Raw genomic sequence first — 23,556 nt, 5'->3', positions numbered from 1 at the left:
AAATAAGGTAATGTAGTAAATAAATCGATATTCGGAAAGAGGAAGCTTGAGAGGGGCGATAGAGGAATGAATTTGGGTAATTGTCCTCGCTGCGGCAGATTGTACGCCTTGAATTTCAGGGACGTATGTTCCAACTGCATCAAGGAGATCGAATTGGAGTACCAAACATGCGCCGAGTATTTGCGGGAAAACAAAGGCGCTAACATACAGGAGTTGTCCGACGCTACGGATGTTTCCATCAAACAGATTACAAAGTTCATCCGTGAGGGGCGAATCTCTGTCGAGAACGCCCCGAATCTGATGTATCCTTGCGAAGTATGCGGAACCCTGATCAGGGAAGGGCACATGTGTGACTCTTGCCGTGCGCGTTTGACCAAGGACTTGGCCGGAGCCGCACGGGAAGTAGGCCAGAAGGAGAACGACGACATAGGCAGAGGAACCTACAGAGCCGTCGACAAACTGCGGGATTCGTAGGAGTGAGGGCTTAAATCCCTTTTTTACTATAACAATTGCTTTATTTCGTACCGATAAACTTATTAAAGATTATCGGTTTTTTTAATTATCCCAATCGTGTTTAAGAACATACAGATGCAAGATAATGAAAAAATCCTGTGGTGGAAGGAAGTGTAGTTCGGAATGAAAATCAATGAACCGAGTCGAATTGGTGCAATCAATTCATATCAGAGGAACGTTGAATCCAATCAGCAGCAGGCTGACGCCAAAAAAAGCCGCCGTAAGGATGAAGTATCCATTTCTCCGGAGGCGATGAAAATGCTTGAGGAACAAGGCCGTACACAGGATCCGGCGCGTGCGCAGCGGATTCAGGAGCTTAAGGAGCAAATAAGCTCTGGCACATATCAGGTAGACAGCCGCAAGCTTGCCGACAAGCTGCTACCGTATTTTAAGTCTTTTGATAAGGAATAGGGGACGTTGTGATGACAGCACTGGATAAACTCATCGTCGTATTGCAGCAAATGGAGCAGGGTCACCGCGATATGCTGGAGCTGAGCAAGGAAAAAAGACGGATTATCGTCGAAAATGATGTGGATGCACTGATCAGGGTTCTGAACAAGGAATCCCGATTTCTGAAGCAGATCGAGCCTTTGGAAGCGGATCGGCAAAGCGCGGTCCATGAACTGTTGAAAGAACGCGGCATCAAATCCATGTTGAACCTGAACATTACGGAAATTTCCAAGCTGATTTTTGACCCGGCTGACAAGCAGCGGCTGTTCGAGGTCCAGAGAAAGCTGGCAGGAACGCTTCAGGAATTAAAGGAAGTCAACCAACTGAACCAACAACTGATCGAGCAGTCATTAATGTTTATCGACCTGTCCATGGACATCTTTGCTGCCCGGCCTGAACAGGATGCCACGTATCAGCATCCTGCTGATAAGAACGGTATTTCGGGGCGAATCGGACTTTTCGATACACGTGCCTGATGAATCTGGGGAGGATAATAGAATGGCATCTACTTTTCATTCGATTGAAACAGCGAAACGAAGTTTGTTTACTCAAACGACAGCCCTTAGTACTACAGGGCACAATATTGCTAATGCGAATACCGAGGGATATTCCAGGCAAAGAGTCAACATGCAGGCATCGATTCCTATGGAGCCATTTGCATTTTTGCATAGCACAGCTCCCGGGCAGCTTGGAACAGGGGTAGAGTTTGAATCTATTACGCGGATACGCGAGAAGTTTCTTGATGACCAGTACCGTAACGAGAATACGAACTTCGGTAGCTGGGGCATTCAGCGCGATACGCTGGAGAAACTGGAAGCGATCGTGAATGAACCGTCGGACACGGGCTTGCGTACCGTTATGGATAACTTCTATAAATCATGGTCTGATCTAAGTAAAAATCCTGAAGATGTCACGGCACGCCGCATTGTCAAGGAAACGACGCTTGCTCTTACGGATGCCATGAACCAAATTAGCCGTCAACTGAACGCGCTCAGCGAAGATCTGGACAATAACGTTGCAGTAAAGAGTAGCGAGATTCAAGGATACTTGGGTAATATCGCCAATCTGAACAGTGCAATCATCAAGATCGAATCCTTGGGCGATAACGCCAACGATCTACGGGACCAGCGCGACCTGATGACAGACAAGCTTTCAAAAATCATTAACATTACGGTTACAGATTCTCCGCAGGGATACGCCATTCAGATGGGTGGACAAGAACTAGTTACAGGTAATGCGGTTCAGGTCACCGTTGATTCTGCTTTTTTGAACAACGCCTATACGGCAGGAACTCTGACCAACGGCGAAGTTCACGGCATGATCAAGTCCCGGGATACCTTGGTGAGCGATTACCGCAAACAAATGGACGATTTGGCGAATACGCTTGCCAACGGGGATATCGAGATTACTCTTCCCGCGGGCTCGGTTCTGCCAGAAAACAATTCACTGGGACTGACAGGAACAGCAAGAGCATTAACGGAAGATCTGAAGGTTACTGTTAAGGGGTTAAATGGCCTTCACCAGTTGGGGTATAGCATGGACGGCACTACCAACGCTGCAGTTCCGTTCTTTACAACCAAAGATGGGAGCGCGAACTTTACGGCTGGCAATATTGCTTTGAACGCAGAAATTGTGGAGAACCCTAACAAAATCGCTACTTCTTTGCGTACTTCGACGGATACCTCCGGAGCAGAAACGGTAATCAAAGGAAATAACACCCTGGCTATTTTGATGGCCAACTTGAAAGACACACCAATGAAATCGGCAGATGGCTTGCGTAATGCTACCATTGGAGCGCAGTTTAGTGCAATCGTTGGACAACTGGGGGTTCAATCTCAAGAAGCAGCACGTCAAACATCTAACACAGAGTTTCTTGTGGAGCAAGTTGAAACGCGTCGTCAATCCGTAAGCGGCGTTTCCTTAGACGAAGAAATGGCCAATATGATTAAGTTTCAGCATGCTTACAGCGCTTCCGCGCGTTTTATGACAACTTTTGATGAAATGTTGGATAAATTAATTAATTCTACGGGCACGGTAGGCAGATAAATAAGAAAGGAGTGACCTGAACAAAATGAGAATTACGAATAATATGCTTAGCTCGCAGTTATTGCTCAACTTGAACCGTAACGCACAACAGATGAACAATACACAGACGCAGATGGCAACGGGCCGGAAAATTAATAAACCATCTGACGATCCTGTGGGCATTACCTATTCACTTCGATACAGAGCAGAGCTGTCCTCGAATGAGCAATATAAGAAAAATGTGGATAGTGCTGTATCATGGTTAGACTTTAACGATACAGTAATGGATCAGGCTGGGAGCATCGTGCAACGTTTGCGTGAGTTGACGGTACAAGCTTCAACGGGAACAAATCCGCAAACAGCACTGGATAGCGTAAAAGAAGAAGTGTTACAACTAAAGGAACAGCTCATTGATGTTGCTAACAGTACGTTGAACGGTAAGTATATTTTTAATGGCGAGAAGTATGATATCAAACCTTACGATTTCCCTAAGGATACTAGCGGAAATTCAGATATCAGTGGTGCAGCAGATATACTGACGGATCCCGGAAAAATAAACTATATCGTAGGTGAGACTGTCCAACTGCCCATTAATGTGAGCGGAAACGATGTTTTCGGCAACGATATGGAGGAAGATAATCTATTCGTTGTCGTGGATAACATTTTGAAGGCTCTGACCGTTGGAGATCAAAAAGAATTATCTAATCAACTGGGCACCATAGACAGCAGAATGGACAAGATGCTTGCGATTCGTTCAGAAATCGGTGCTAAAACGAATCGAATTGAATTAATGAATGGACGCTTGGACGATCTTGGAGTTAATCTGACAGATTTGCAAGCTAAAGTAGAGGATGCAGATTACGCAGAGTTGATTATGAAGTCTAAAATCCAGGAAAATATTTACAACGCTTCTCTATCTGCTGGAGCTAAAATCATTTCACCATCCCTAGCAGACTTTTTGAGATAAAAGGTAGGGATGCGTAAATGAGAACCCAACCCATGCTTCAGATCAGAACCACCCCTGCAGTATTGCATATTGATGCTGATCTCGGACAATTATCACTCCGACAACCGAAAGCTGATGTTCAGTTGAATACAAGACCAGCTGAGCTCACGGTCAAAAGTTATCCTGCCAAGCTCAATGTGGACCAGAGCAAAGCGTTTGCAGCGTATACCGGCGGTAGTCTAAGTGATGTGAATTCCCGAATTTATTCTGGAATACAACAGATTTTCTTGCAGAATATCGCTAATCGCGTGCAGCAGGGGAACCAAATTGCTGAATACTATAAGTCAGGCAGCAATACAATTGCAAATATTATTGGTTCAGACTGGCAGGGGACGACGTTTCCCGAAGTTAGAGGACCGGCATCTTATGACAATGTGGACATTCGGTTCGATGTTCGTAAGCCGGATATCCGATTCACCCCTGCAGTATCGGAATTAAACGTGATAGTAAATAAGCCGGAAATTGAGTATCAGCGAGGTAAACTCGACATTTATATGAAACAGTACGGCTCAATCGAATATATACCGCCTGCTATTGACGTAGGCATGTAGCAGTTATAATGAAGCTATAGACGGTCTTGAAGCGGACATCTATAGCTTTTTTAGTGCCAAATCCATTGGTTTTAGGAGGATACATGTTATGCGCATTCAAACCAGTGTCTGGGGAGAAATTGATATTAAGGAAGAGCAAGTTTATGATTTTGCCAAAGGGTTGCCTGGTTTTGAAGATGAAAATCGTTTTGCACTCATTCCTTGGGATGATACCCCGTTTTTCTATCTTCAATCTTTGAAGGAACCGGAATTGTCGTTTTTGCTGCTAGACCCGTTTTTGTTTTTACCTGATTATAGTTTTGAGCTGCCCGACGTGGATCGGGAGGAACTTGAAATATCGGATCAAGTTCAAGTTATGGCCATGGTCACTATTCATGAGCAAGTCCATAAATCAACGATGAACCTGTTGGCACCCATTGTTTTGAATCCTAAAAAAGGCAAAGGAAAACAAGTGGTATTACACCAAACAGGATACAGTACTCGTAATTTAATCTGGACCGATGACCAATTGGAATCCATAAAGGGTGGTGAGTAGGGATGCTGGTTTTATCTCGAAAAAAAGGTGAGTCTATCATAATACAAGACCAAATTGAAGTGACGGTATTGGCCGTGGAAGGCGATACTGTTCGTATTGGTATATCCGCTCCCAAACATATTGATATATTCCGACAAGAAGTGTATGCATCCATTCAGGAGGCAAACCGTGAATCTGCTATGCCAGTGACGGTTAACGTACAGGCATTAATGGAACGATTGCGCAGTTCTGTTATAAAAAAAGATTAGAAAATGTTCCAAATGCTATAAAAAGTTGCGAACCTCCCGTCGATATATATTTTAGACGCTGCTTCAGGAGGGCGGCCGACCTTAATGTCGCGGCGTTTACCACATGGATGTGGAACTAACTTATTTTCAGGGAGGAAACACTCAATGATTATCAACCACAATATTGCGGCGTTGAATACTCACCGCCAACTGAGCACTAACACTGCTAACACAAACAAAAACATCGAAAAATTGTCTTCCGGTCTGCGTATCAACCGTGCTGGTGATGACGCTGCAGGTTTGGCAATTTCCGAAAAAATGCGCGGACAAATCCGTGGTTTGGACCAAGCTACTCGTAATGCTCAAGATGGCATCTCTTTGATCCAAACTGCTGAGGGTGCATTGAACGAAACTCACTCCATCCTGCAACGTATGCGTGAACTTTCCGTTCAATCCGCGAACGATACGAACACAACTCAAGACCGTGCTGAACTGCAAAAAGAAATGAATCAGTTGACTTCCGAGATCAACCGTATCGGTAACACAACTGAGTTCAATACTAAGAAATTGTTGAACGGTGATTTGTCTGATCAAAAAGTCGTTAATGCTGGAACTCAACAAACGACGACTGTGACTTTGGCTGCAACACAAACAGCTAAGGTTGGTGACAATCCAGTTTCCTGGAGTGGCACTGATCCACAAGCTAAATTTGATATCAAATTTACGGGTAAAGCGAACAATGATTTGGATTGGGCATCACTTGACAAGGATACAACTGATCAAAAACTGACGATCACTAAAGGAACTGACGGTACATTCACAGTTGACATCAATGCTCAAGACAGCGCTGATAAAACGATCAAAGTGGATGCTGATTCAGTAGCTTATGATGTAGACACGAAAACATATAGCTATAATAACAATGGTATTTCCTTCTCCTTTACAAAAGAACAAGCAGATAGCTGGAAAGCTGGCGACGCTGTTACTGTCGATTTGTACAAGGCTTCTGGAGCAGATGCAGCTGCAGATGGAACTACACTAGTTAGTGGTGGTGCAATTAGTACTGATTCAGGTATAACTGGTGTCACTACACAAACAACTGGTGCTGACTCTACGTTGACCGACATTAAAGTAGATGGCACAAGTAAAGAATTGTTGGATGGTGCAGCACAAGTTAAAGTTACTTGGACTGGTGATAAAGCTACAGTTGCCCTCCTCAACGCTGCTGGCGATAAAACACTGACAACGACTGACTTCTCTCTTGCAGCTGGCGAAACATTGAAATACGATGCTAACGGAATTAAGTTTGACTTCACTGTTGGCGCTGGTGTAACTGGTGGTAATTTTGAGGCGACTGTTAAATTGGATATGGCTGACCCTAAAACGGTAACAGAAACCGTTGGACGTGAAACAGAGGATAAATCCGCTGCGTTCCAAATTGGTGCCAACCAAAACCAATCCTTGTCTCTGGGTGTTAATGACATGCGTGCAAGCGCTCTGGGCATCGTAGGTACTGGAGCTGGCTTCTCTTCTACAGCTAACGTAACTGACGGAACAGACAATAAAAATGTTGAAAATGCTCTGGATATCACAAGCGCAGCTAACGCAGCCAATGCTATTACAGTAGTAGACAAAGCAATCAGCGCTGTTTCCAGCGAACGTTCCAAACTGGGTGCTGTTCAAAACCGTTTGGAGCACACCATCAACAACTTGGGGACTTCTTCCGAAAACCTGACTGCAGCGGAATCCCGTATCCGTGACGTAGACATGGCGAAAGAAATGATGTCCCAAACGAAAAACAACATCTTGGCTCAAGCAGCTCAAGCAATGTTGGCACAAGCAAACCAACAGCCACAAGGTGTTCTGCAATTGCTTCGTTAATTTGCAAAAAGATTCTGGAGGGACCGGTTATCCGTCCCTCTGGAATTCTTATTTTGTTAATAAAAATAGGTATCTTCTACGGAGGATACCTATTTTTATTAACAAATCCACTATAGTTAGGAGTATATTCATGACTGCGCAAACGACTAAAAATAGAGTGATCTTAGTACCCGAATATATGAAGGATTTTGCGTGTATCGGATCAGCGTGCGAGGACTCTTGCTGTGTGGGATGGAGAGTAGAAATCGATCAACAAACCTATAAAAAATACTCGAAATCACGAGATATTGAATTGAAATCTCTTTTTAGTAAAAATATTGTTCGTAATCGTTCAGAACCTACTTCAAAAAGATATGCAAAAATAAAAATGGATAGTGAGGGTAGATGTTCTTTTTTGTCGAAAGATAATCTTTGTAAGGTTCAATTAAAGTTAGGGGAGGATTTTCTTTCGAATACTTGCGCCACCTATCCGAGAAGTATTAATAGTATTGATGGTGTTGTGGAGAAGTCGACTACATTGTCTTGCCCGGAAGCTGCAAGGCTGGCTCTCTTGAACCCAGCAGGCATTCAGTTTAATGAAATTGAAGAACCCGCTGAGACGAAGGGGTGGGTTCAAAAGCAAATTCTAACTAATAATCCAAATGCGAACAACAAGCTGACACAATACTTCTGGGATCTGAGAATCTTCACAATCGAAGTTCTACAGAATAGACAATACACGTTATCGGAACGACTTATTATTCTCGGATTATTTTATCAAAAGATACAAAATCATATTGATGAGAAGAACTTGGATGCAGTACCGAATGCTGTTTTGTCATACACAGAGATGTTAAAAGATCCGTCAATGAGGCATTCTCTTAGTGAGATTCCATCAAACTACACTATTCAAATGAATATTTGTAAAGAATTAATGGATTACCGCTTTGGGCATGGTATAAGAAATTCTAGTAGATATTATGAATGTGTAGCAGAAACATTAAATGGTATAATGTATGTTGAAGATGCATCTTTGGAGGAAATTTCCAAACGTTATGAGGACGCAAGTAAGAATTATTACGTGCCTTTTATGAATGAGAATGAATATATCTTGGAGAACTACCTGGTCAATTATGTGTTTAAGAATCTCTTCCCATTCGGGAGAGCCAAAGTATTTGATGATTATGTGATGATGATTGTCCACTTCTCTATAATTAAATTGCATCTTATTGGAATGGCCGGTTTTCACAAAGGTTTGACTAGTGACTTGTGTGTTAAGCTTATTCAGTCTTTTGCCAAAACTGTGGAGCATAATCCTACATTTTTGAACAATGTTTTGGCTTTGCTTGAAGTAAACAAATTTACCTCGATGGCCTACATGTCCATCTTAATTAAAAATTAGTGCTACGCAACTATCAAAGGCCCTGGATGAATTCCAAGGCCTTTGATAGTAGTTTTGTATTTTCCTAAAGCTGGAGGGGATGTGCGCCGATATATACTATAAACGCCATAATGTTGGAGGTTGTTTAGATTGAACATTCAATTTTCCTTATCTGCTACCTCAGGCTCAAATACAACCGGGATCGATAATCAACAAAGAATAACAGCAATTGAGGGGACGAATTTAATCTCTGCCAAGGAAGCCTATGGAAAAGAAAAGTCAGGTGTCCCACTATCAATGGGAGAAGAACAGTTGATTCGCACAATCAATCGTGCTGTCAAGGCTCTTGAAGGTCCTCAAACGATTTTGGATTTCAGTGTGCACGAGAAAACACGGGATATAATGGTTAAAGTCCTTAACAAGGAAACTGGTGAAGTCATTCGTGAAATCCCGAGAGAAAAAACACTGGATTTAGTGGCCAGGATGATGGAGATTGCGGGAATTTTGGTCGACGAGAAAATATAATAATTATTTGGAGGTGCATGATGGTTACACGTATTAACGGTTTTTCAGGCATGGACATCGATAGCATGGTCAAGAGCATGATGGCTACCAAAAAGTCTAGACTGGACAGATTGAATCAGGACAAACAGGTTCTGCAATGGCAACGCGAAAGCTACCGTGAGTTGAGTAGCAAGCTATATGATTTTCGAATTAACAAATTAACGACCAAATACGGAGTTTCATCAGCATTGAATGCAAATAAGTCGGTTGTCACAGGCAATACAACCGCGGTTAAAGCTAATGCAACAGCATCCGCTAATGGAGTGGAAATGAAAGTGAGCGTTGAGCAGCTTGCGACACGGACGACCCTTTCGACTCAAGGATTAGGTCCGGGCACAAGCAAGAGTACCTCCCTAGCGACGTTGGATGGTGGCGATTTATCCAAAATGGAACCAGCGGACCGTGATAAATTACTGGCTAAAGAATTCGACATCACGATCAACGGCGTCAGTTTTAAAGATGAAAAAGGAAAATCTTTATTCAACGGTGCAACTTCCATAGCAACTTTAGTCTCCACCATCAACTCCAATGCGAAGGCTAATGTTATTGCCAGTTATGATGAAGTTTCAGGAAAACTATCTTTTGCCTCGAAAACCGAAGGCCAAGAAGGTAAAGTGAAAATTGAAGGAGCAGACCATTTACTGATGCTGTTCTCCGACAAAAAGAGTCTTCAAACAAATGGTGTTGGTGAGAGTGTTGATAACGCGAAGACACTGGCAGATTTGAAAAAAGTCATTGATGGCAAAGATCCTGAACCGGGTGCCGCAGCGAAAAAGTATAGTTTTAGTATTAATGATAAAAATTTCGAATTTAACGATTCAACTTCAATTGCTGAGGTTGTTGACGAAATTAATAATAGTAGTGCCAATGTGATGGCTTCTTTCGATACGAATACAGGGAAATTAACGATTACAGGAAAAAGTGGGGAAGAAGTAAAACTTGGTGGCGAATCTTCGGAGTTCCTAGGTTTGTTTGGAGGCTCAGGAACTACGGAACAAGGTAAGAACGCAAAAGTGAGAATAAATGATCAAGAACTTGATGATGTCAAATCTAATACATTTACTATAAATGGTGTACAGTTGACACTGCAGGAAGTAACAAAGGGCGCTGATGGTGTCGATAGCCCGGTAATAATCAAAAACCAGACCGACCCGGACAAAGCTTTTGATACGATTAAAGGCTTTATAGATGACTACAACAGTCTTATTTTGTCTTTGAATTCAACGATTAGGGAAACCCGATATTCTGACTTTAAACCGCTCACAGACGAACAAAAAAGTGAAATGAAAGAATCGGACATTCTAGCATGGACGCAAAAAGCCAAAAGCGGGATGTTGAAAAACAATGATATTATTAAATCGCTATTATCGGATATGAGATCTATCATTTCAGAAAAGCTTGGTTCGTTAAGTTCCATGGGAATAACCACTGGTTTGTATTCCGAGAACGGCAAACTGGTTATTTCTGACGAAGCAAAGCTAAAGAGTGCGATTAGTTCAAATCCACAAGCTGTAATTGACTTATTCCAAGGACCCGATAACGCCCCGAATGACGGGATATTCGATAAGTTGGCTGATACAGCGACCAATGCCATTCAACAGATATCCGATCGAGCGGGTACGAACCGTTTTACAACGGATATAACCAGTACCTTCAGTGATGAAAATCCAATGGGCAGACAACTAAAAGATTATAATAACCGTATTGCATTGATGCAGCGGAACCTGGAAGTCACCGAAAATCGTTACTATAAACAATTTGCCGCGATGGAAAAGGCAATGTCGCAATTACAGGCGCAATCGTCCAATCTGTTCTCTAGCTTGACCAGCTAAATCTTATAAAAAAGGGTGAGGGACTGTTGATCACTTCTCCATATGATAAATATCGTCAATCTTCTGTCCAGACATCTAATCCGGCTCAGTTAGTCATTATGTTATACGACGGGGCCATTCGTTTTGTTAAAACAGCAATCGCTGCCATGAAGCAGAAAGATATTGAAAAGTCAAATTTGAATCTGGGGAAAGCTCAGTCAATCGTAAGTGAGTTAATGAGCACGTTGGATCGTTCTTATGATATATCAAAAAATTTATATTCCTTGTATGAGTACACCAACTATTTGCTGATTGAAGCCAATATTCACAGAGATGAAACCAAGGCTGAAGAGGCTGTAGGTTATCTGTCTGAGTTACGCGAAACTTGGATTCAAGCATCCAAAATTGCTGCAGGACAGGGGAGTTTACCTGAGAATGCACATGGATAGAGGAGAATCTATCAACCAGCTACAGATGTTGACAGATGACATTATGGCTAACTTATATCATTTAAACTACGAGCAGCTTGAGGCTTTTATCGGGGTACGACAAGAACTCGTGGATGATCTTGTAGAGCACTTTGCTATTAAACAGGCCGAAGAGCATGAAAAAGAGGCAATACAAAGTTTGCTGGAACACGATCAAGAAATTCTTGCTCGTATGAATGTGCTGAGGCTGGAAGCGCAAGATTGGTTGCATAAGCGGGGACAGGCCAAGATTCAAAAAAATGCATATGAAGCAGGCTATACCCCCGAGAGCATTCTGATGGATAAAAAGAAGTAACACTATATATCCGGAAATAAAAAACAATCCATCTTATGGTTAAATATAAGATGGATTGTTTTTTACATCTTAATATATCGTTGCCAAATAAATTTGGTCCTCAAATTCGTCTGCATAGTGGAACGACAACGTTCGATCCCCGAACTTGTAAATCATGTCGTAGCCGCCCTCTGCCTCGTTAAACCCTTCATACTTGGGCTTGCCAAGCCAAAATTTGACCGTATCCGGATACAGATTGCGTTCTTCCACGAACAGATTGAATACCATAATCCGCGAATTTTTGTTCAATTCATGAACATAATCGGTAAAGCCGATGGCGTAATGGGGATAGATGTAATACCCGCCCCATTCCCCGTTTTCTCTAGACCGGGCCTTCTTCAAAAGGGACTGAAGCGCTGAGTGTTTCATGCCCAGTTTGATGCCAGGTTGACCTGGAAGTATCCCTTGCTTGGCGGCGGATTTAAGGCTCTCCAAGTAGGCGTGATCCCCGATGCCGGAGTTGGGCCAGCCAGGCTGGTCGATATTCACATAGCGAGACTCGGTAAGACGAAGCTCCAGCTTGCTGACGTTAAGCTTGAACGTGTTTACGGCATATTTAAATACGCTATTATTGTAAAATCTGAACTGCACCCGGGCGTCCGAGAGCATGCGAATTCCATCGTCTCGGCCGGCAGGATAGTTGTATTTGTCTTCCATCGGCTTTCCTTTATGGTTGACGAACGTCAGACGCTTCAGCTCTCCGGAGCGGATAATGAAAGGTTTGGCCAGATTGAAGTTGGATGTCCCCCATTCGGTGATCACCAGCATATCCGGGGTTCCGGCATCTTTGCTTTTGACGGTATAGTGCCAAGTCTGGGGCATTGTGATGGAATGCAGGTCAAGATTAACCGACTGGACTGTCCCGTAGCTTGCTCCTTTTTTGACGAGTGCTGCTTGATATGTACCCGTGTAATTTACGTCTCCGATCTGGTTCCCCGTCCAGTAATCTTCTTCCGACAAGATTGTCGAATCTTCGTTTTTGGCGAAAATATAGACGGTATATTGCGTTTGGTAGGCGTCTTTCAACGTGAAAGACAATCGGCTCATCTTCTTTAATCCTTCTGCAGGTATGCGTTCCCCTTTGGCCTCGGCCGCATTCGAGGAAGTCGTGGCCCATAATCCTGCGAACAGGATGGCTAACAGTAAAACATAAAGTGGAGTTCTGTTTCTGAAGTGCACATGCATGAATGTATTTCCCCCTGATCGATGATGTTTGTCCTCCTTGATTTTACCATGTTATAAGAACGGTCGTCTTTCGCTATATAAGTTGAACCAATAATTTTTACACGGAGTCACTACGTGGTCAGAACCATCTTCCGATCACTGTTATCCCCAGATTTTTTTGATCCCCTTATTAAGGGGGAAATCCGGTGATAAATGCGAACGCTCCGCTTCTCCAGATTCTTTCTGACCTCTCCGTTAGCGTGTAAATGTCCAGTTCAACCTATATAATTATTTTTTTATGGGGCTGTTTACTTTTTTCGAAAAGTGGTTAAATTCTTCTTATCATGTAGCCTTTAAGCTGGTATAGTACTGGAAAACCCATCTTTCCTCATAATTCATCATTAATCTACAAATTAATTCCAGAAAAACATTTGCATTACCAATTGACAATGGATAAGTTTGGATGGTATAGTCTGAGTTGTGAGCTAGGTTTTCGAGCTGAGGCTTCACTTCATTTGATGACGAAGGGAATGTTAGTGCATGCAAGGTAAAGTAAAATGGTTCAACGCAGAAAAAGGTTACGGTTTCATCGAAACTGAAGACGGCGGCGACGTATTCGTACACTTCTCCGCAATTCAATCCGAAGGCTTCAAAACTTTGGAAGAAGGTCAATCCGTTGAATTCGACATCGTCGAAGGCGCGCGTGGACCGCAAGCAGCTAACGTAATCAAATTATAATCATCCGGGCGATTCCGACCTACATACATGGTTTGATGGTTACCGAATTGAATTAACGCTAGCGTAGGACTCTGGCTCAGGCCAGGGTCTTTTTTTGTTGTCAACGGAAGTCGCACGAATCAGCGAGAGCTTGCGATCATAGATTGGCCTTCTCTTTGTGCCACAGCGATTGGTACAGCGAAAAAACGGTTAATTTACATACTCAAGCGCCGTTTCAAAAAAATCTTTATATATCAAGGATAACGCCTAAAAATGGCGAGAAATCGCGAAATATGGCGATTGGCCTATGCTGGAAGAACTGGCTCGTGCAGATGTCATTATTCGGACACCCGGAGTTTTTACATGGCGCTTACATTCGTGGTATAATGAAGGAGCAAAGGAAAAGGAGGAGTGCCCTATGAATTTAAGTATTCGAGGTCAACAAATCGAGGTTACCGATGCTTTGAGAGATTACGTCGACAAAAAATTGAGCAGACTCGAGAAGTATTTCGATGCACCCCTTAACTCTGACGGTACGGTTACTTTAAGTACGACCAGAGGTTTGCATGCGGTGGAAGTAACGATTCCTTTGAAAGGTCTGGTGCTCCGCGCCGAAGACAAGAGCGATGACATGTACGCTTCCATTGACGCTGTCATTGACAAGCTGGAACGTCAGATTCGCAAACATAAAACGAAATTGAACCGCAAGTTCCGCCAGGACAGCGGCCTGAAAAACTTCTTTGTGGAGGATCCCACCGGAACCGCGGCTACAGCCGAGCTGGATGCCGAAGTGGACGACGATCTGGAAGTGGTCCGGACGAAGCGTTTCATGCTGAAGCCGATGGATGTGGAAGAAGCCATTCTGCAGATGAACATGGTCGGCCACAATTTCTTTGTTTTCTCCAACATTGAGAATGAAGAGGTTAGTGTCGTATACAAACGGAATGATGGAAAATACGGTTTGATCGAGCAAGGATAATGGGCTTGTTTCAAACGCTTGCGGTATGAAATGAATACTTAATTTAATACGTACTTGAACATGGGGAATCTTTGATTCCTGGATCCGATATAACGAGAGCCTACATCCAATCGGGATGGGGCTCTTTTGGTTTTGGATTTTCCTAGGTGGAGTGGAAAAAGTTTCGGATGCCGTTTAGTGAAACTATTCCCTATGCTGCTGCGTCTAATACATGGATAGGATATTATCTCAGGTTTGCGAGTAGCACACCTAATGCGATCCAGTTTTCCTGCAAAAATCCTCATACGGAGGACGTTTTGATTTGAATGCGCTTATGAAGGCGAACGCTTCGGCTAACGACTATGATTTTTTGCACTATTCTCCACCCAAAGGAGCGGCGAAAGATCAAAGAAGTCGGCTGTGCCGTGTTGCGGCGTCTCTTACAAACTGTTACAATTTATGAAAGAGAATCATTGTCCTGATGGGGAATTGTCAACGAATGATCACCAATCATTATCAATGACAGGCACAGCACCATGAACATGATTCGTCCGGCTTGGATTCCGGATTCATTTTGGATGGGCCCGGGTCCGGTTGAATACCGAATCGGCTTCATGAGGGACCCTTGCAAGCCTGGAGTTGATTCATCTCATAGTATTGTATTACATTGTCACCCCCGGGCAAGTGGATGATATCATCCGAAGATGCCGCTGTGCGGCAACAGGGGGGCTATTCTGTTTTGCACGAAAGGGGTATACCATGCTAGGACTTGTCAAAAAGATCTTCGGAGACATGAATGAACGCGATGTTAAACGTCTGATGAAGACGGTCGACGTCATCAATAAAATGGAACCGGAATTTCAGGCTCTCTCCGATGAGCAGCTGAAGGGGAAAACAGAGGAATTCCGTGCCCGGATCGAAAAGGGAGAAACGACGGATGAGCTTCTGCCGGAAGCATTTGCTACCGTGCGTGAGGCATCTCGCCGTGTGCTCGGCAAACGCCACTATGACGTACAGATGCTTGGCGGTATTGCGCTGCACGAAGGCCGGATTGCCGAGATGAAAACGGGTGAAGGTAAAACGCTGGTAGGAACGCTGCCGGTGTATTTGAATGCACTGGAATCCAAGGGCGCGCACGTCGTGACGGTCAACGATTATCTGGCTCAACGCGACAGTGCCGAAATGGGACAAATTTACGAATTCCTGGGCATGACCGTCGGGGTCAACCTGAGCGGCATGGACCATGCTCTTAAGCAGCACGCATATGCTTGCGATATTACGTACGGAACGAACAACGAATTCGGTTTCGACTATTTGCGCGATAACATGGTGCTCTACAAAGAACAAATGGTACAACGTCCATTGTTCTTCTGTATCATTGACGAAGTGGACTCCATCCTGATCGACGAAGCGCGTACGCCGCTGATCATCTCCGGACAAGCCCAGAAGTCGACCGACCTGTATTACGCAGCAGACCGTTTCGTGAAACGTCTGACGCCGGAAGAGGATTTTACCGTGGATATCAAGGTGAAATCCGTAGCTTTGACCGAAGCGGGTGTTGCAAAATCCGAGAAAGCGTTCGGCATTGAAAACCTGTACGACCATGCCAACGTAACACTGAACCACCATATCGTGCAGGCGCTGAAAGCCAATGTCATCATGCGCCGGGACGTGGACTACGTGGTAAGCGACGAGGAAGTCATGATCGTTGACGAGTTCACGGGCCGCCTGATGTCCGGACGCCGCTACAGCGATGGCCTGCACCAAGCGATCGAGGCCAAAGAGGGCATCGAGGTACAGAACGAGAGCATGACGCTTGCAACGATTACGTTCCAGAACTATTTCCGGATGTACCGCAAGCTGGCGGGTATGACGGGTACGGCCAAAACGGAAGAAGAAGAGTTCAAGAAGATTTACGGGCTTGAAGTATTGCAAATTCCGACGAACCGTCCGAACAAACGGATCGACAACGCCGACGTCGTCTACAAAAGCGTTGACGGCAAATTCAAAGCCGTGGTGGAAGAGATCGTGGAACGCCATGCGAAAAAACAGCCGGTTCTCGTCGGTACGGTGTCCATCGAGAACTCCGAGCGCATCTCGGACATGCTGAAACGCCGCGGCGTGCGTCACCAGGTATTGAACGCCAAGTACCATGCGGAAGAGGCCGAAATCATCTCGGGCGCGGGCCAGGCGGGAGCGGTAACGATCGCGACCAACATGGCCGGACGGGGGACGGACATCATCCTGGGCGAAGGCGTGGCCGAGCTCGGGGGCCTTCATATCATCGGTACGGAACGCCACGAATCGCGCCGGATCGATAATCAGCTTCGCGGACGCGCGGGACGTCAGGGCGACCCTGGTTCCACGCAGTTTTATCTGTCGATGGGCGACGAACTGATGAAACGTTTTGGCGCGGACAACGTGCTGAACATGATGGAGCGCCTGGGCTTTGACGAAGACCAGCCGATCGAAAGCCGCATGATTACCCGTGCGGTAGAGTCGGCGCAGAAGCGCGTTGAAGGCAACAACTTCGACGTCCGCAAAGTCGTTCTCCAGTACGATGACGTCATGAACCAGCAGCGTGAGATCATTTACAAACAGCGCCGTGAGGTGCTCGAATCCGACAATATCAAACAAATCGTCATGGATATGATCAAACCGTCCATCGAGCGTATTGTTGAAGCGCACTGCAGCGACGAAATTCCGGAGAACTGGGAGCTGCAGGAAGTGGCCGACTACATGAACAGCAAATTGCTGGATGACGGCGCCGTGACCAAGGATGATCTGTGGGGCAAAGAAGCCGAAGAGATCGTCGAGTATCTCTTCGACAAAGTAGAGAAGAAATACAACGCCCGTGAAGAACGAATCGGACCGGAAATGGTACGCGAGTTCGAAAAAGTGGTTGTGCTTCGTGCAGTCGACAGCAAATGGATGGATCACATCGATGCGATGGATCAGCTTCGCCAAGGGATTCACTTGCGTGCGTATGGCGGCACCGATCCGCTGCGCGAGTACCAATTCGAAGGTTTCGAAATGTTCCATCAGATGATCGCTTCGATCCAGGAAGAAGTGGCCACATACGTAATGCGGGCCCAAATCGAAAGCAATCAGGAGCGTCAGGCGGTCGTGGACGAGAGCAAAATCTCTACCAGCGGCGAGCCTGCCGAGAAACGCCCGGTGCGCGTAGCCGATCAAGTGGGACGCAACGATCTGTGCCCATGCGGCAGCGGCAAAAAGTACAAACATTGCCATGGCCAAGAATAGGAAATAATATATAGTCAGGACACATGGCTCCTTGCAGCCGGGGATTTCATAGGATAACCTATGGGTTCCTTGGTTGCCGGGAGCTTACTTTAATGAAAAGAGGAATTGCACATGATTGATCCAAGCGTAAAGCATGACCTGCGTGAAATCAGCAAGAAACTAACAAACCTTAGGGGGTCTCTTTGACTTAGATCTCAAAAAGGAAATGATTGAGAACTTCGAAGAGAAAATGTCTGCGCCCGATTTCTGGGACGATAATGAAAAAGCCCAATCCGTCATCGCCGAAATGAATGCGGTCAAGGGTTCGGTAGACCAATACAACAAGCTGCAGCAGGATTATGATGATGCAGCCATGATGGTCGAGCTGGCTGAAGAAGAGGGCGACGATGATCTCGCGGCCGAGGTAAGCGGCAGCGTAGCCGCCATTGTGGAAAAGCTGGAGCAATTCGAGCTCCAACTGCTGCTGAACCAGCCATACGACAAAATGAACGCCATATTGGAGCTGCATCCGGGTGCTGGCGGTACAGAGTCTCAGGACTGGGGCCAGATGCTGCTGAGAATGTATACGCGGTGGGCCGAGAAACGCGGTTTCAAGGTCGAAGTGCTCGATTATTTGCCGGGTGACGAGGCGGGCATCAAGAGCGTTACGCTTTCGATCAAGGGGCACAATGCCTACGGATATCTGAAAGCGGAGAAAGGCGTGCATCGTTTGGTGCGCATCTCGCCGTTCGACTCCTCCGGCCGTCGCCATACTTCCTTCGTATCCTGCGACGTCGTGCCAGAGATCGATGATACGGTCGAGATCGACATCCGGACGGAAGATCTCAAGATCGATACCTACCGCGCGAGCGGCGCGGGTGGACAGCACATCAATACGACGGACTCGGCAGTACGGATTACGCATATCCCGACAGGCGTCGTTGTAACGTGCCAGAACGAGCGTTCACAGATCAAAAACCGCGAGCGGGCCATGACGATGCTTCGTTCGAAGCTGTATGAGCGTAAAATTGAAGAGCAGCAAAAAGAGCTGGATGAAATCCGAGGGGAACAGTCGGATATTGCATGGGGAAGCCAGATTCGCTCCTACGTGTTCCATCCCTATAGTATGGTAAAGGATCACCGTACTTCTGTGGAAACGGGAAATACCGGAGCGGTAATGGACGGCGACCTCGATGCATTCATCGATGGTTATTTGCGCAGCCAAATTAAAGTGGAAACCGATTAATCGAGTTCCTGTATGGACTGGATACGTGTAGGCGTATGCTGGTCTATACAGGAGCTTTTTTTGTGCGCGCACGATGCAGCCGGATGTTCCCCTTCAGAAAGGGGAATCCAAAAAATCTGGGGATAACAGCGATCGGAAGATGGTACAGCGCACGCAGTGGCCTAATGTGAATGATTATTGCGGTTTATATAACTTGAATACAAATCTCTAAACATCATTGGTATTCCCCGTATCGGCGGGATGGCATATATAGAGCACTATGGACAACAAAGGAGAGCAAGATGACATGCAGGAACAACCGCATTTGCAGTACAACCGCAAGAAAAGAATAACGAACTTTATTCCCCTCAACGGCCCCTGGCGGACCGCTATGGATACGGCCTTGATTATCGTGGGATCGTTTTTGATCGCCGTGGCCTTCAATCTGTTTTTACTGCCGAACCAGATCGCTTCGGGCGGTGTGTCAGGCATCTCCATTCTGGGGAAAGAGTGGCTTGGCCTGGAACCGGCGTACACCCAGTGGGCACTGAATATTCCGCTCCTGATCGCAGGGTTCGTGTTGATCGGCAAACAGTATGGCGTGCGTTCCGTGCTCGGCAGCATCGTACTGCCGCTCTTCGTATATTTGACGAAGGATTGGACGGTGCCAACGATGAATCCGCTGCTCGGTTCATTATACGGGGGGATCGGCGCGGGACTGGGAATCGGGATCGTATACCGCGGCCGGGGATCGACGGGCGGCATGAGCATCATGGCTCGCATCGTGCAGAAATACAGCGGACTCAGTTATTCGATTTGCGTCGTAATCATGGATGCAACGGTGATCATTTTGGCGGGCTTTGTGCTGTCGCTGGAACAGTCGCTTTATGCCCTCATCGGTTTGTATATTACCGGCAAAGTGATTGATGGCGTCGAGATGGGTTTTGGCAGCTCCAAGGTCGCATACATCATCTCGAACGAGATCGAACCGATCACACAGATCATTCTCGCCGATCTGGATCGTGGATTGACCAAACTCGAAGCACGGGGAGGTTATACGGATAACCAGCGGACGGTGCTGATGGTCGTGGTTGGACAGAGCGAGGTGCCGAGACTTAAAGCGTTGATCCGGTCCGTGGACCCGGGGGCTTTTGTCATTATCAGCAATGCGCATGAGGTGCTTGGCGAAGGTTTCAAACGGGAGCATGTTTAATCGTCACAGGCAGAGTGTACTCAGTCAAAAAAAGGCGCTATCGGTTGCTCGAGCAGGACAACGTGATATTCAAAGAAAAGCAGGAAATCCTCCAGTTCATCAGACTGGGATTTCCTGCTTTTTGCATTTTACAGAATCGGAGAGAGCAGCCGCGAGATGGCTTCTTTAAAACGAATAACGATGCTGCGCCGATTGTATTCGTCCATCGTCATTTCCCGGGATACTTTCAGATCGTGTTCGAACGTGTTCGCCAGTTTGGAGGCGATGCCTTCATCGTACATGAAGGCGTTGACCTCAAAGTTCAGGCGGAAGCTGCGATAGTCGATGTTCGCCGTTCCCACGGATGCGACCATGCGGTCAATGATGAGCGTTTTGGCATGAATGAAGCCGTTGTCGTAAACGAATGCTTTGGCCCCCACTTTGAGCAGCTCGCCGATGTAGGATAACGTGGCCCAATATACAAAGGCGTGGTCGGGCTTGTTCGGAATCAGGATTCGCACGTCAATGCCTGACAGGCAGGCAAGGCGAATGGATTCGAACACGCTGGCATCCGGAATGAAATACGGCGTCTGGATCATGATGGATTGTTTGGCCCCGTTAATCATTTTCAGGTAACTGTTCTTAATGTGCTCGATCTCGGCATCAGGGCCGCTGGACACAATTTGCATGGCCGTGGATCCCGTACCTTGGATTTTCGGGAAATGTTCGGGCACGTAAGGCGTGTCATGCTGTTTGGATGCTTCGTTCCAATCGAGCAGGAACCGGGTCTGGAGCGCGTGAACGGCATTCCCCTGAATGCGCAGGTGTGTGTCGCGCCAATAGCCGAATTTGGAGTTTAACCCCAAATATTCGTCGCCGACATTGAACCCGCCCGTGTATCCGAGATTGCCGTCAATGATGACGATTTTACGATGATTGCGATAGTTCATGCGCAGGTTGATGAGGCTGAATTTGGATGGGAAAAAGACTTCCACCAAACCTCCCGCTTCGCGGAGCTCTTTGAAAAAACGGTTTGAGACCCTGCGCGAGCCAAGCGCATCGTACAGGACGCGGACCTTAATGCCTTGCCTCGCTTTGCGGATGAGGGCATCGCGGATTTTTTTGCCCAGGCGGTCGCCTCTATAGATGTAATATTGCACGTGGACATGGTCTTGGGCCGCCTCGATATCGCTCAGCAAACGTTGGAACTTATCCATGCCGTCCGTAATGATTTCGACGTCATTGTCTTCCGTCAGGAGCGCGCCGTTCTGCTTCAGGTTCATGTAGATCATGTCCTGATGGCTTTCGGTGGCCGTGTTGAGGAAAGGCCCTCGGTGGTCTTTCAGCTGCTCCAGCTGGGCGGAGATGCGTTCCTCCAAACCGAGCTTTTTGCGTTCTTTCCACTGGAACAGCCTGTAACGGGTCAGATTCTGGCCGGTTAATAAATATAGTACGAATCCGAGCACTGGAATAAAGTTGAGGACGAGCAGCCAAGCCCAGGATGCGCTGGCATCCTTCCGTTCGAAGAAGACGACGGCTGCTGCGAAAATGATGTTCAGGCCCAGAAGTACGATAAGCAAGATGGATTCGATGTGCACTGTAGCCCTCCGTGATTCAAAATAGATGTCATCTATATAAATCGCATTAATCATTCACACTAGGGCACTGCGAGTGCAGGACCATCTTCCGATCGCTGTTATCCCCAGATTTCTTGGATTCCCCTTTTCTAAGGAAAAATCCGGTGAACAGCCTATGCTTCCGAAGCAGCTTTCTTTCAGAAAGCTTTTAGGCGAACGCTTCGCTTTTCCAGATTGGTTCTGCCTCTCCGTTAACGTGTGTATGTATTTTGCGATTTATATAGTTATTGCCGAGCGGCAAAATTGGCCACGTAATCTTTGTATGTAATGTGGCCTCATACTACGTATTTTAGCAGAAGTGACGTGGTTCGTCCGCAGATATTGGAAAGATATGTTTCGAGCTGAAAGAGAAAGCATGTGAAATTCATGGCAGAGTGTTGTATTTATATAAATGTGGATGTATAATAATACACAAATATGCATAGAAGCGACGGATAGGCGCGCCGATTGACTTTAAGGTAATCGGGAAACGAAGCGCGACATAGACTATACGGCGTATGCAGCGGGATTGGGGGAGCGAGAGTGAATAGCAAATTGAAAGTGGCAATCGTCGGTTCCACCGGCTACGGCGGGGTGGAACTGATTCGTTTTTTACAACATCATCCGCATGTTGAGATTACGTCTGTGATCTCATCATCCAGCAGCGGCGAATCCATCGCGGATGGATTCCCGCATCTGACGGGGGTTGTGCGAAGGCCGCTCGACGGCGTTGATCCGGCCGAGATTGCGACACACGCTGATTTGGTATTCACTGCGACTCCATCCGGAGTAAGCGCCAAGCTTGTGCCGAGCCTGCTTGAGGTTGGACTGAAAGTCATCGATCTTTCGGGCGATTTCCGGTTGAAAGACGGAGCATCCTACGAACAGTGGTACAAACACCCTGCTGCGCCGGCGGCATTGTTGGAAGAAGCGGTATACGGCATGGCTGAAGTGTTCGGCGATCAGGTGAAGGATCGGAATTTCATTTCCAATCCGGGGTGTTACCCGACGGCTACGCTGCTGGGGCTGATTCCGGCTGTGGAAGCAGGCTGGATCGATCCGTCCACCATCATCATCGATGCGAAATCCGGCGTATCCGGTGCGGGAAGAGGCATTGGACTTCCTCATCATTATGCCGAGATGAACGAAAACTTCAGGGTCTACAAGCTGAACAAACACCAGCACATTCCGGAGATAGAGCAAGTTCTCGGCCTGATTGCCGGGAAGCCGGTAACGGTGACGTTCACGACGCATCTTGTACCGATGACGCGCGGGATCATGAGCACGATGTATGCGAGCCTTACAGGGGAACACACGGACCGTGAAATTGTGGACTTGTACCGCAAATACTACGAGAATCGGCCTTTCGTCCGCGTTCGGGAGCCAGGCATCTGGCCTGCGACGAAAGAAGTGTACGGCTCGAACTACTGCGATATCGGATTTTCGGCAGACCCTCGCACAGGCAGACTGACGATTATTTCAGTCATCGACAACCTGGTCAAAGGGGCTTCCGGGCAAGCCATTCAAAATATGAATCTGATGATGGGATGGGAGGAGAACCTCGGACTGAACATGACGCCTGTATATCCATAAGAAATGGGCACGCAAGGAGTGCATCGGTTCAAGCTGCCGGTCACTCCCGGTCCTGTTTCATTGGGGTAGCGGTTCATGAAAGCGGCGGAGGTCGGCATGCAGC

Annotated in this window: 22 protein-coding genes; 20 read left to right on the top strand and 2 right to left on the bottom strand. The window is 46.4% G+C overall.

Annotation, left to right across the window (positions count from 1 at the left end):
* Window positions 1–66: 66 nt before the first annotated feature.
* The 14 genes from SNR34_RS28325 to SNR34_RS28260 all read left to right on the top strand — a co-directional run bounded on the left by SNR34_RS28325 (window position 67) and on the right by SNR34_RS28260 (window position 11,706).
* Window positions 67–474 (top strand): TIGR03826 family flagellar region protein, encoded by a 408-nt coding sequence (locus SNR34_RS28325; protein WP_486180676.1) that lies wholly within the window; start codon window positions 67–69, stop codon window positions 472–474.
* 162 nt (window positions 475–636) lie between these two features.
* Window positions 637–924: a flagellar biosynthesis anti-sigma factor FlgM gene (flgM, locus tag SNR34_RS28320; RefSeq protein WP_486180675.1), complete on the top strand. Its 288-nt coding sequence runs from the start codon at window positions 637–639 to the stop codon at window positions 922–924.
* A gap of 11 nt (window positions 925–935) precedes the next feature.
* Complete coding sequence (locus tag SNR34_RS28315) at window positions 936–1,439, top strand: flagellar protein FlgN (protein ID WP_486180674.1); 504 nt, start codon at window positions 936–938, stop codon at window positions 1,437–1,439.
* A 22-nt stretch (window positions 1,440–1,461) separates the two neighbouring features.
* The gene (gene flgK / locus SNR34_RS28310) at window positions 1,462–3,009 is read left to right on the top strand and encodes a flagellar hook-associated protein FlgK (protein ID WP_486180673.1); all 1,548 of its coding nucleotides are present in this window, start codon (window positions 1,462–1,464) and stop codon (window positions 3,007–3,009) included.
* Window positions 3,010–3,034: 25 nt separating this feature from the next.
* A complete protein-coding gene (gene flgL, locus SNR34_RS28305) occupies window positions 3,035–3,955 on the top strand; it encodes a flagellar hook-associated protein FlgL (protein ID WP_486180672.1) in 921 nt (306 codons plus the stop codon).
* A 32-nt stretch (window positions 3,956–3,987) separates the two neighbouring features.
* Window positions 3,988–4,545, top strand: a complete 558-nt coding sequence (locus SNR34_RS28300) for a DUF6470 family protein (protein ID WP_486180671.1) — start codon at window positions 3,988–3,990, stop codon at window positions 4,543–4,545.
* An 88-nt stretch (window positions 4,546–4,633) separates the two neighbouring features.
* Window positions 4,634–5,080, top strand: coding sequence for a flagellar assembly protein FliW (gene fliW, locus SNR34_RS28295; protein ID WP_486180670.1), 447 nt, complete (start codon window positions 4,634–4,636; stop codon window positions 5,078–5,080).
* A gap of 2 nt (window positions 5,081–5,082) precedes the next feature.
* Window positions 5,083–5,328: a carbon storage regulator CsrA gene (csrA, locus tag SNR34_RS28290; protein ID WP_486180669.1), complete on the top strand. Its 246-nt coding sequence runs from the start codon at window positions 5,083–5,085 to the stop codon at window positions 5,326–5,328.
* A gap of 144 nt (window positions 5,329–5,472) precedes the next feature.
* Entirely contained in the window at window positions 5,473–7,188 is a 1,716-nt protein-coding gene (locus SNR34_RS28285; RefSeq protein ID WP_486180668.1) for a flagellin N-terminal helical domain-containing protein, read from the top strand.
* Between the two features lie 130 nt (window positions 7,189–7,318).
* Window positions 7,319–8,569 carry a flagellin lysine-N-methylase gene (gene fliB, locus SNR34_RS28280; protein ID WP_486180667.1) on the top strand — a complete coding sequence of 417 codons (1,251 nt, stop codon included), beginning with the start codon at window positions 7,319–7,321 and terminating at the stop codon, window positions 8,567–8,569.
* 225 nt (window positions 8,570–8,794) lie between these two features.
* A complete protein-coding gene (locus SNR34_RS28275; RefSeq protein WP_486182521.1) occupies window positions 8,795–9,073 on the top strand; it encodes a flagellar protein FlaG in 279 nt (92 codons plus the stop codon).
* A 20-nt stretch (window positions 9,074–9,093) separates the two neighbouring features.
* Window positions 9,094–10,944, top strand: coding sequence for a flagellar filament capping protein FliD (gene fliD / locus SNR34_RS28270; protein WP_486180666.1), 1,851 nt, complete (start codon window positions 9,094–9,096; stop codon window positions 10,942–10,944).
* Window positions 10,945–10,970: 26 nt separating this feature from the next.
* The gene (fliS, locus tag SNR34_RS28265) at window positions 10,971–11,372 is read left to right on the top strand and encodes a flagellar export chaperone FliS (RefSeq protein ID WP_486180665.1); all 402 of its coding nucleotides are present in this window, start codon (window positions 10,971–10,973) and stop codon (window positions 11,370–11,372) included.
* On the top strand, window positions 11,365–11,706 hold the full coding sequence (locus tag SNR34_RS28260) for a hypothetical protein (protein WP_486180664.1): 342 nt from the start codon (window positions 11,365–11,367) through the stop codon (window positions 11,704–11,706). Before fliS ends, SNR34_RS28260 begins: the two co-directional genes overlap by 8 nt.
* 69 nt (window positions 11,707–11,775) lie before the next feature.
* Here the strand turns inward: SNR34_RS28260 and SNR34_RS28255 are convergent, their stop codons facing one another.
* Window positions 11,776–12,930: a hypothetical protein gene (locus tag SNR34_RS28255; RefSeq protein WP_486180663.1), complete on the bottom strand. Its 1,155-nt coding sequence runs from the start codon at window positions 12,928–12,930 to the stop codon at window positions 11,776–11,778.
* A gap of 519 nt (window positions 12,931–13,449) precedes the next feature.
* On the opposite strand from SNR34_RS28255, the gene SNR34_RS28250 reads away from it, so the two are divergent.
* The 5 genes from SNR34_RS28250 (at window position 13,450) to SNR34_RS28230 (ending at window position 20,265) form a co-directional block, all read left to right on the top strand.
* A complete protein-coding gene (locus tag SNR34_RS28250; protein WP_024631599.1) occupies window positions 13,450–13,647 on the top strand; it encodes a cold shock domain-containing protein in 198 nt (65 codons plus the stop codon).
* A 397-nt stretch (window positions 13,648–14,044) separates the two neighbouring features.
* Window positions 14,045–14,605, top strand: a complete 561-nt coding sequence (gene hpf / locus SNR34_RS28245; RefSeq protein ID WP_236420913.1) for a ribosome hibernation-promoting factor, HPF/YfiA family — start codon at window positions 14,045–14,047, stop codon at window positions 14,603–14,605.
* 738 nt (window positions 14,606–15,343) lie between these two features.
* Window positions 15,344–17,848, top strand: coding sequence for a preprotein translocase subunit SecA (gene secA, locus SNR34_RS28240; protein ID WP_236420912.1), 2,505 nt, complete (start codon window positions 15,344–15,346; stop codon window positions 17,846–17,848).
* Window positions 17,849–17,959: 111 nt separating this feature from the next.
* Window positions 17,960–19,073, top strand: a protein-coding gene (gene prfB, locus SNR34_RS28235) for a peptide chain release factor 2 (protein WP_236420911.1) whose coding sequence is annotated in 2 segments (ribosomal slippage) — window positions 17,960–18,031 and window positions 18,033–19,073 — 1,113 coding nt in all. Because the reading frame shifts where the segments join, the coding sequence is not laid out codon by codon here.
* A 286-nt stretch (window positions 19,074–19,359) separates the two neighbouring features.
* A complete protein-coding gene (locus SNR34_RS28230) occupies window positions 19,360–20,265 on the top strand; it encodes a YitT family protein (protein ID WP_486180662.1) in 906 nt (301 codons plus the stop codon).
* A gap of 128 nt (window positions 20,266–20,393) precedes the next feature.
* Here SNR34_RS28230 and cls read toward each other — a convergent pair whose 3' ends face one another.
* Window positions 20,394–21,842, bottom strand: coding sequence for a cardiolipin synthase (gene cls, locus SNR34_RS28225; RefSeq protein ID WP_236420910.1), 1,449 nt, complete (start codon window positions 21,840–21,842; stop codon window positions 20,394–20,396).
* A gap of 561 nt (window positions 21,843–22,403) precedes the next feature.
* On the opposite strand from cls, the gene argC reads away from it, so the two are divergent.
* Window positions 22,404–23,453 (top strand): N-acetyl-gamma-glutamyl-phosphate reductase, encoded by a 1,050-nt coding sequence (gene argC / locus SNR34_RS28220; RefSeq protein WP_486180661.1) that lies wholly within the window; start codon window positions 22,404–22,406, stop codon window positions 23,451–23,453.
* Window positions 23,454–23,556 lie beyond the last annotated feature (103 nt).

It is taken from the genome of Paenibacillus sp. XP01 (assembly GCF_057364885.1).
This window is presented reverse-complemented; position numbering and strand designations above follow the sequence as displayed.

Coding starts and splice junctions, on each gene's coding strand:
- SNR34_RS28250 (WP_024631599.1), top strand. CDS start 13,450: ATGCAAGGTAAAGTAAAATGGTTCAACGCAGAAAAAGGTTACGGTTTC.
- hpf (WP_236420913.1), top strand. CDS start 14,045: ATGAATTTAAGTATTCGAGGTCAACAAATCGAGGTTACCGATGCTTTG.
- fliW (WP_486180670.1), top strand. CDS start 4,634: ATGCGCATTCAAACCAGTGTCTGGGGAGAAATTGATATTAAGGAAGAG.
- csrA (WP_486180669.1), top strand. CDS start 5,083: ATGCTGGTTTTATCTCGAAAAAAAGGTGAGTCTATCATAATACAAGAC.
- fliB (WP_486180667.1), top strand. CDS start 7,319: ATGACTGCGCAAACGACTAAAAATAGAGTGATCTTAGTACCCGAATAT.
- SNR34_RS28285 (WP_486180668.1), top strand. CDS start 5,473: ATGATTATCAACCACAATATTGCGGCGTTGAATACTCACCGCCAACTG.
- flgK (WP_486180673.1), top strand. CDS start 1,462: ATGGCATCTACTTTTCATTCGATTGAAACAGCGAAACGAAGTTTGTTT.
- SNR34_RS28255 (WP_486180663.1), bottom strand. CDS start 12,930: ATGCATGTGCACTTCAGAAACAGAACTCCACTTTATGTTTTACTGTTA.
- SNR34_RS28325 (WP_486180676.1), top strand. CDS start 67: ATGAATTTGGGTAATTGTCCTCGCTGCGGCAGATTGTACGCCTTGAAT.
- SNR34_RS28315 (WP_486180674.1), top strand. CDS start 936: ATGACAGCACTGGATAAACTCATCGTCGTATTGCAGCAAATGGAGCAG.
- secA (WP_236420912.1), top strand. CDS start 15,344: ATGCTAGGACTTGTCAAAAAGATCTTCGGAGACATGAATGAACGCGAT.
- SNR34_RS28300 (WP_486180671.1), top strand. CDS start 3,988: ATGCTTCAGATCAGAACCACCCCTGCAGTATTGCATATTGATGCTGAT.
- flgM (WP_486180675.1), top strand. CDS start 637: ATGAAAATCAATGAACCGAGTCGAATTGGTGCAATCAATTCATATCAG.
- flgL (WP_486180672.1), top strand. CDS start 3,035: ATGAGAATTACGAATAATATGCTTAGCTCGCAGTTATTGCTCAACTTG.
- SNR34_RS28260 (WP_486180664.1), top strand. CDS start 11,365: ATGGATAGAGGAGAATCTATCAACCAGCTACAGATGTTGACAGATGAC.
- fliD (WP_486180666.1), top strand. CDS start 9,094: ATGGTTACACGTATTAACGGTTTTTCAGGCATGGACATCGATAGCATG.
- SNR34_RS28230 (WP_486180662.1), top strand. CDS start 19,360: ATGCAGGAACAACCGCATTTGCAGTACAACCGCAAGAAAAGAATAACG.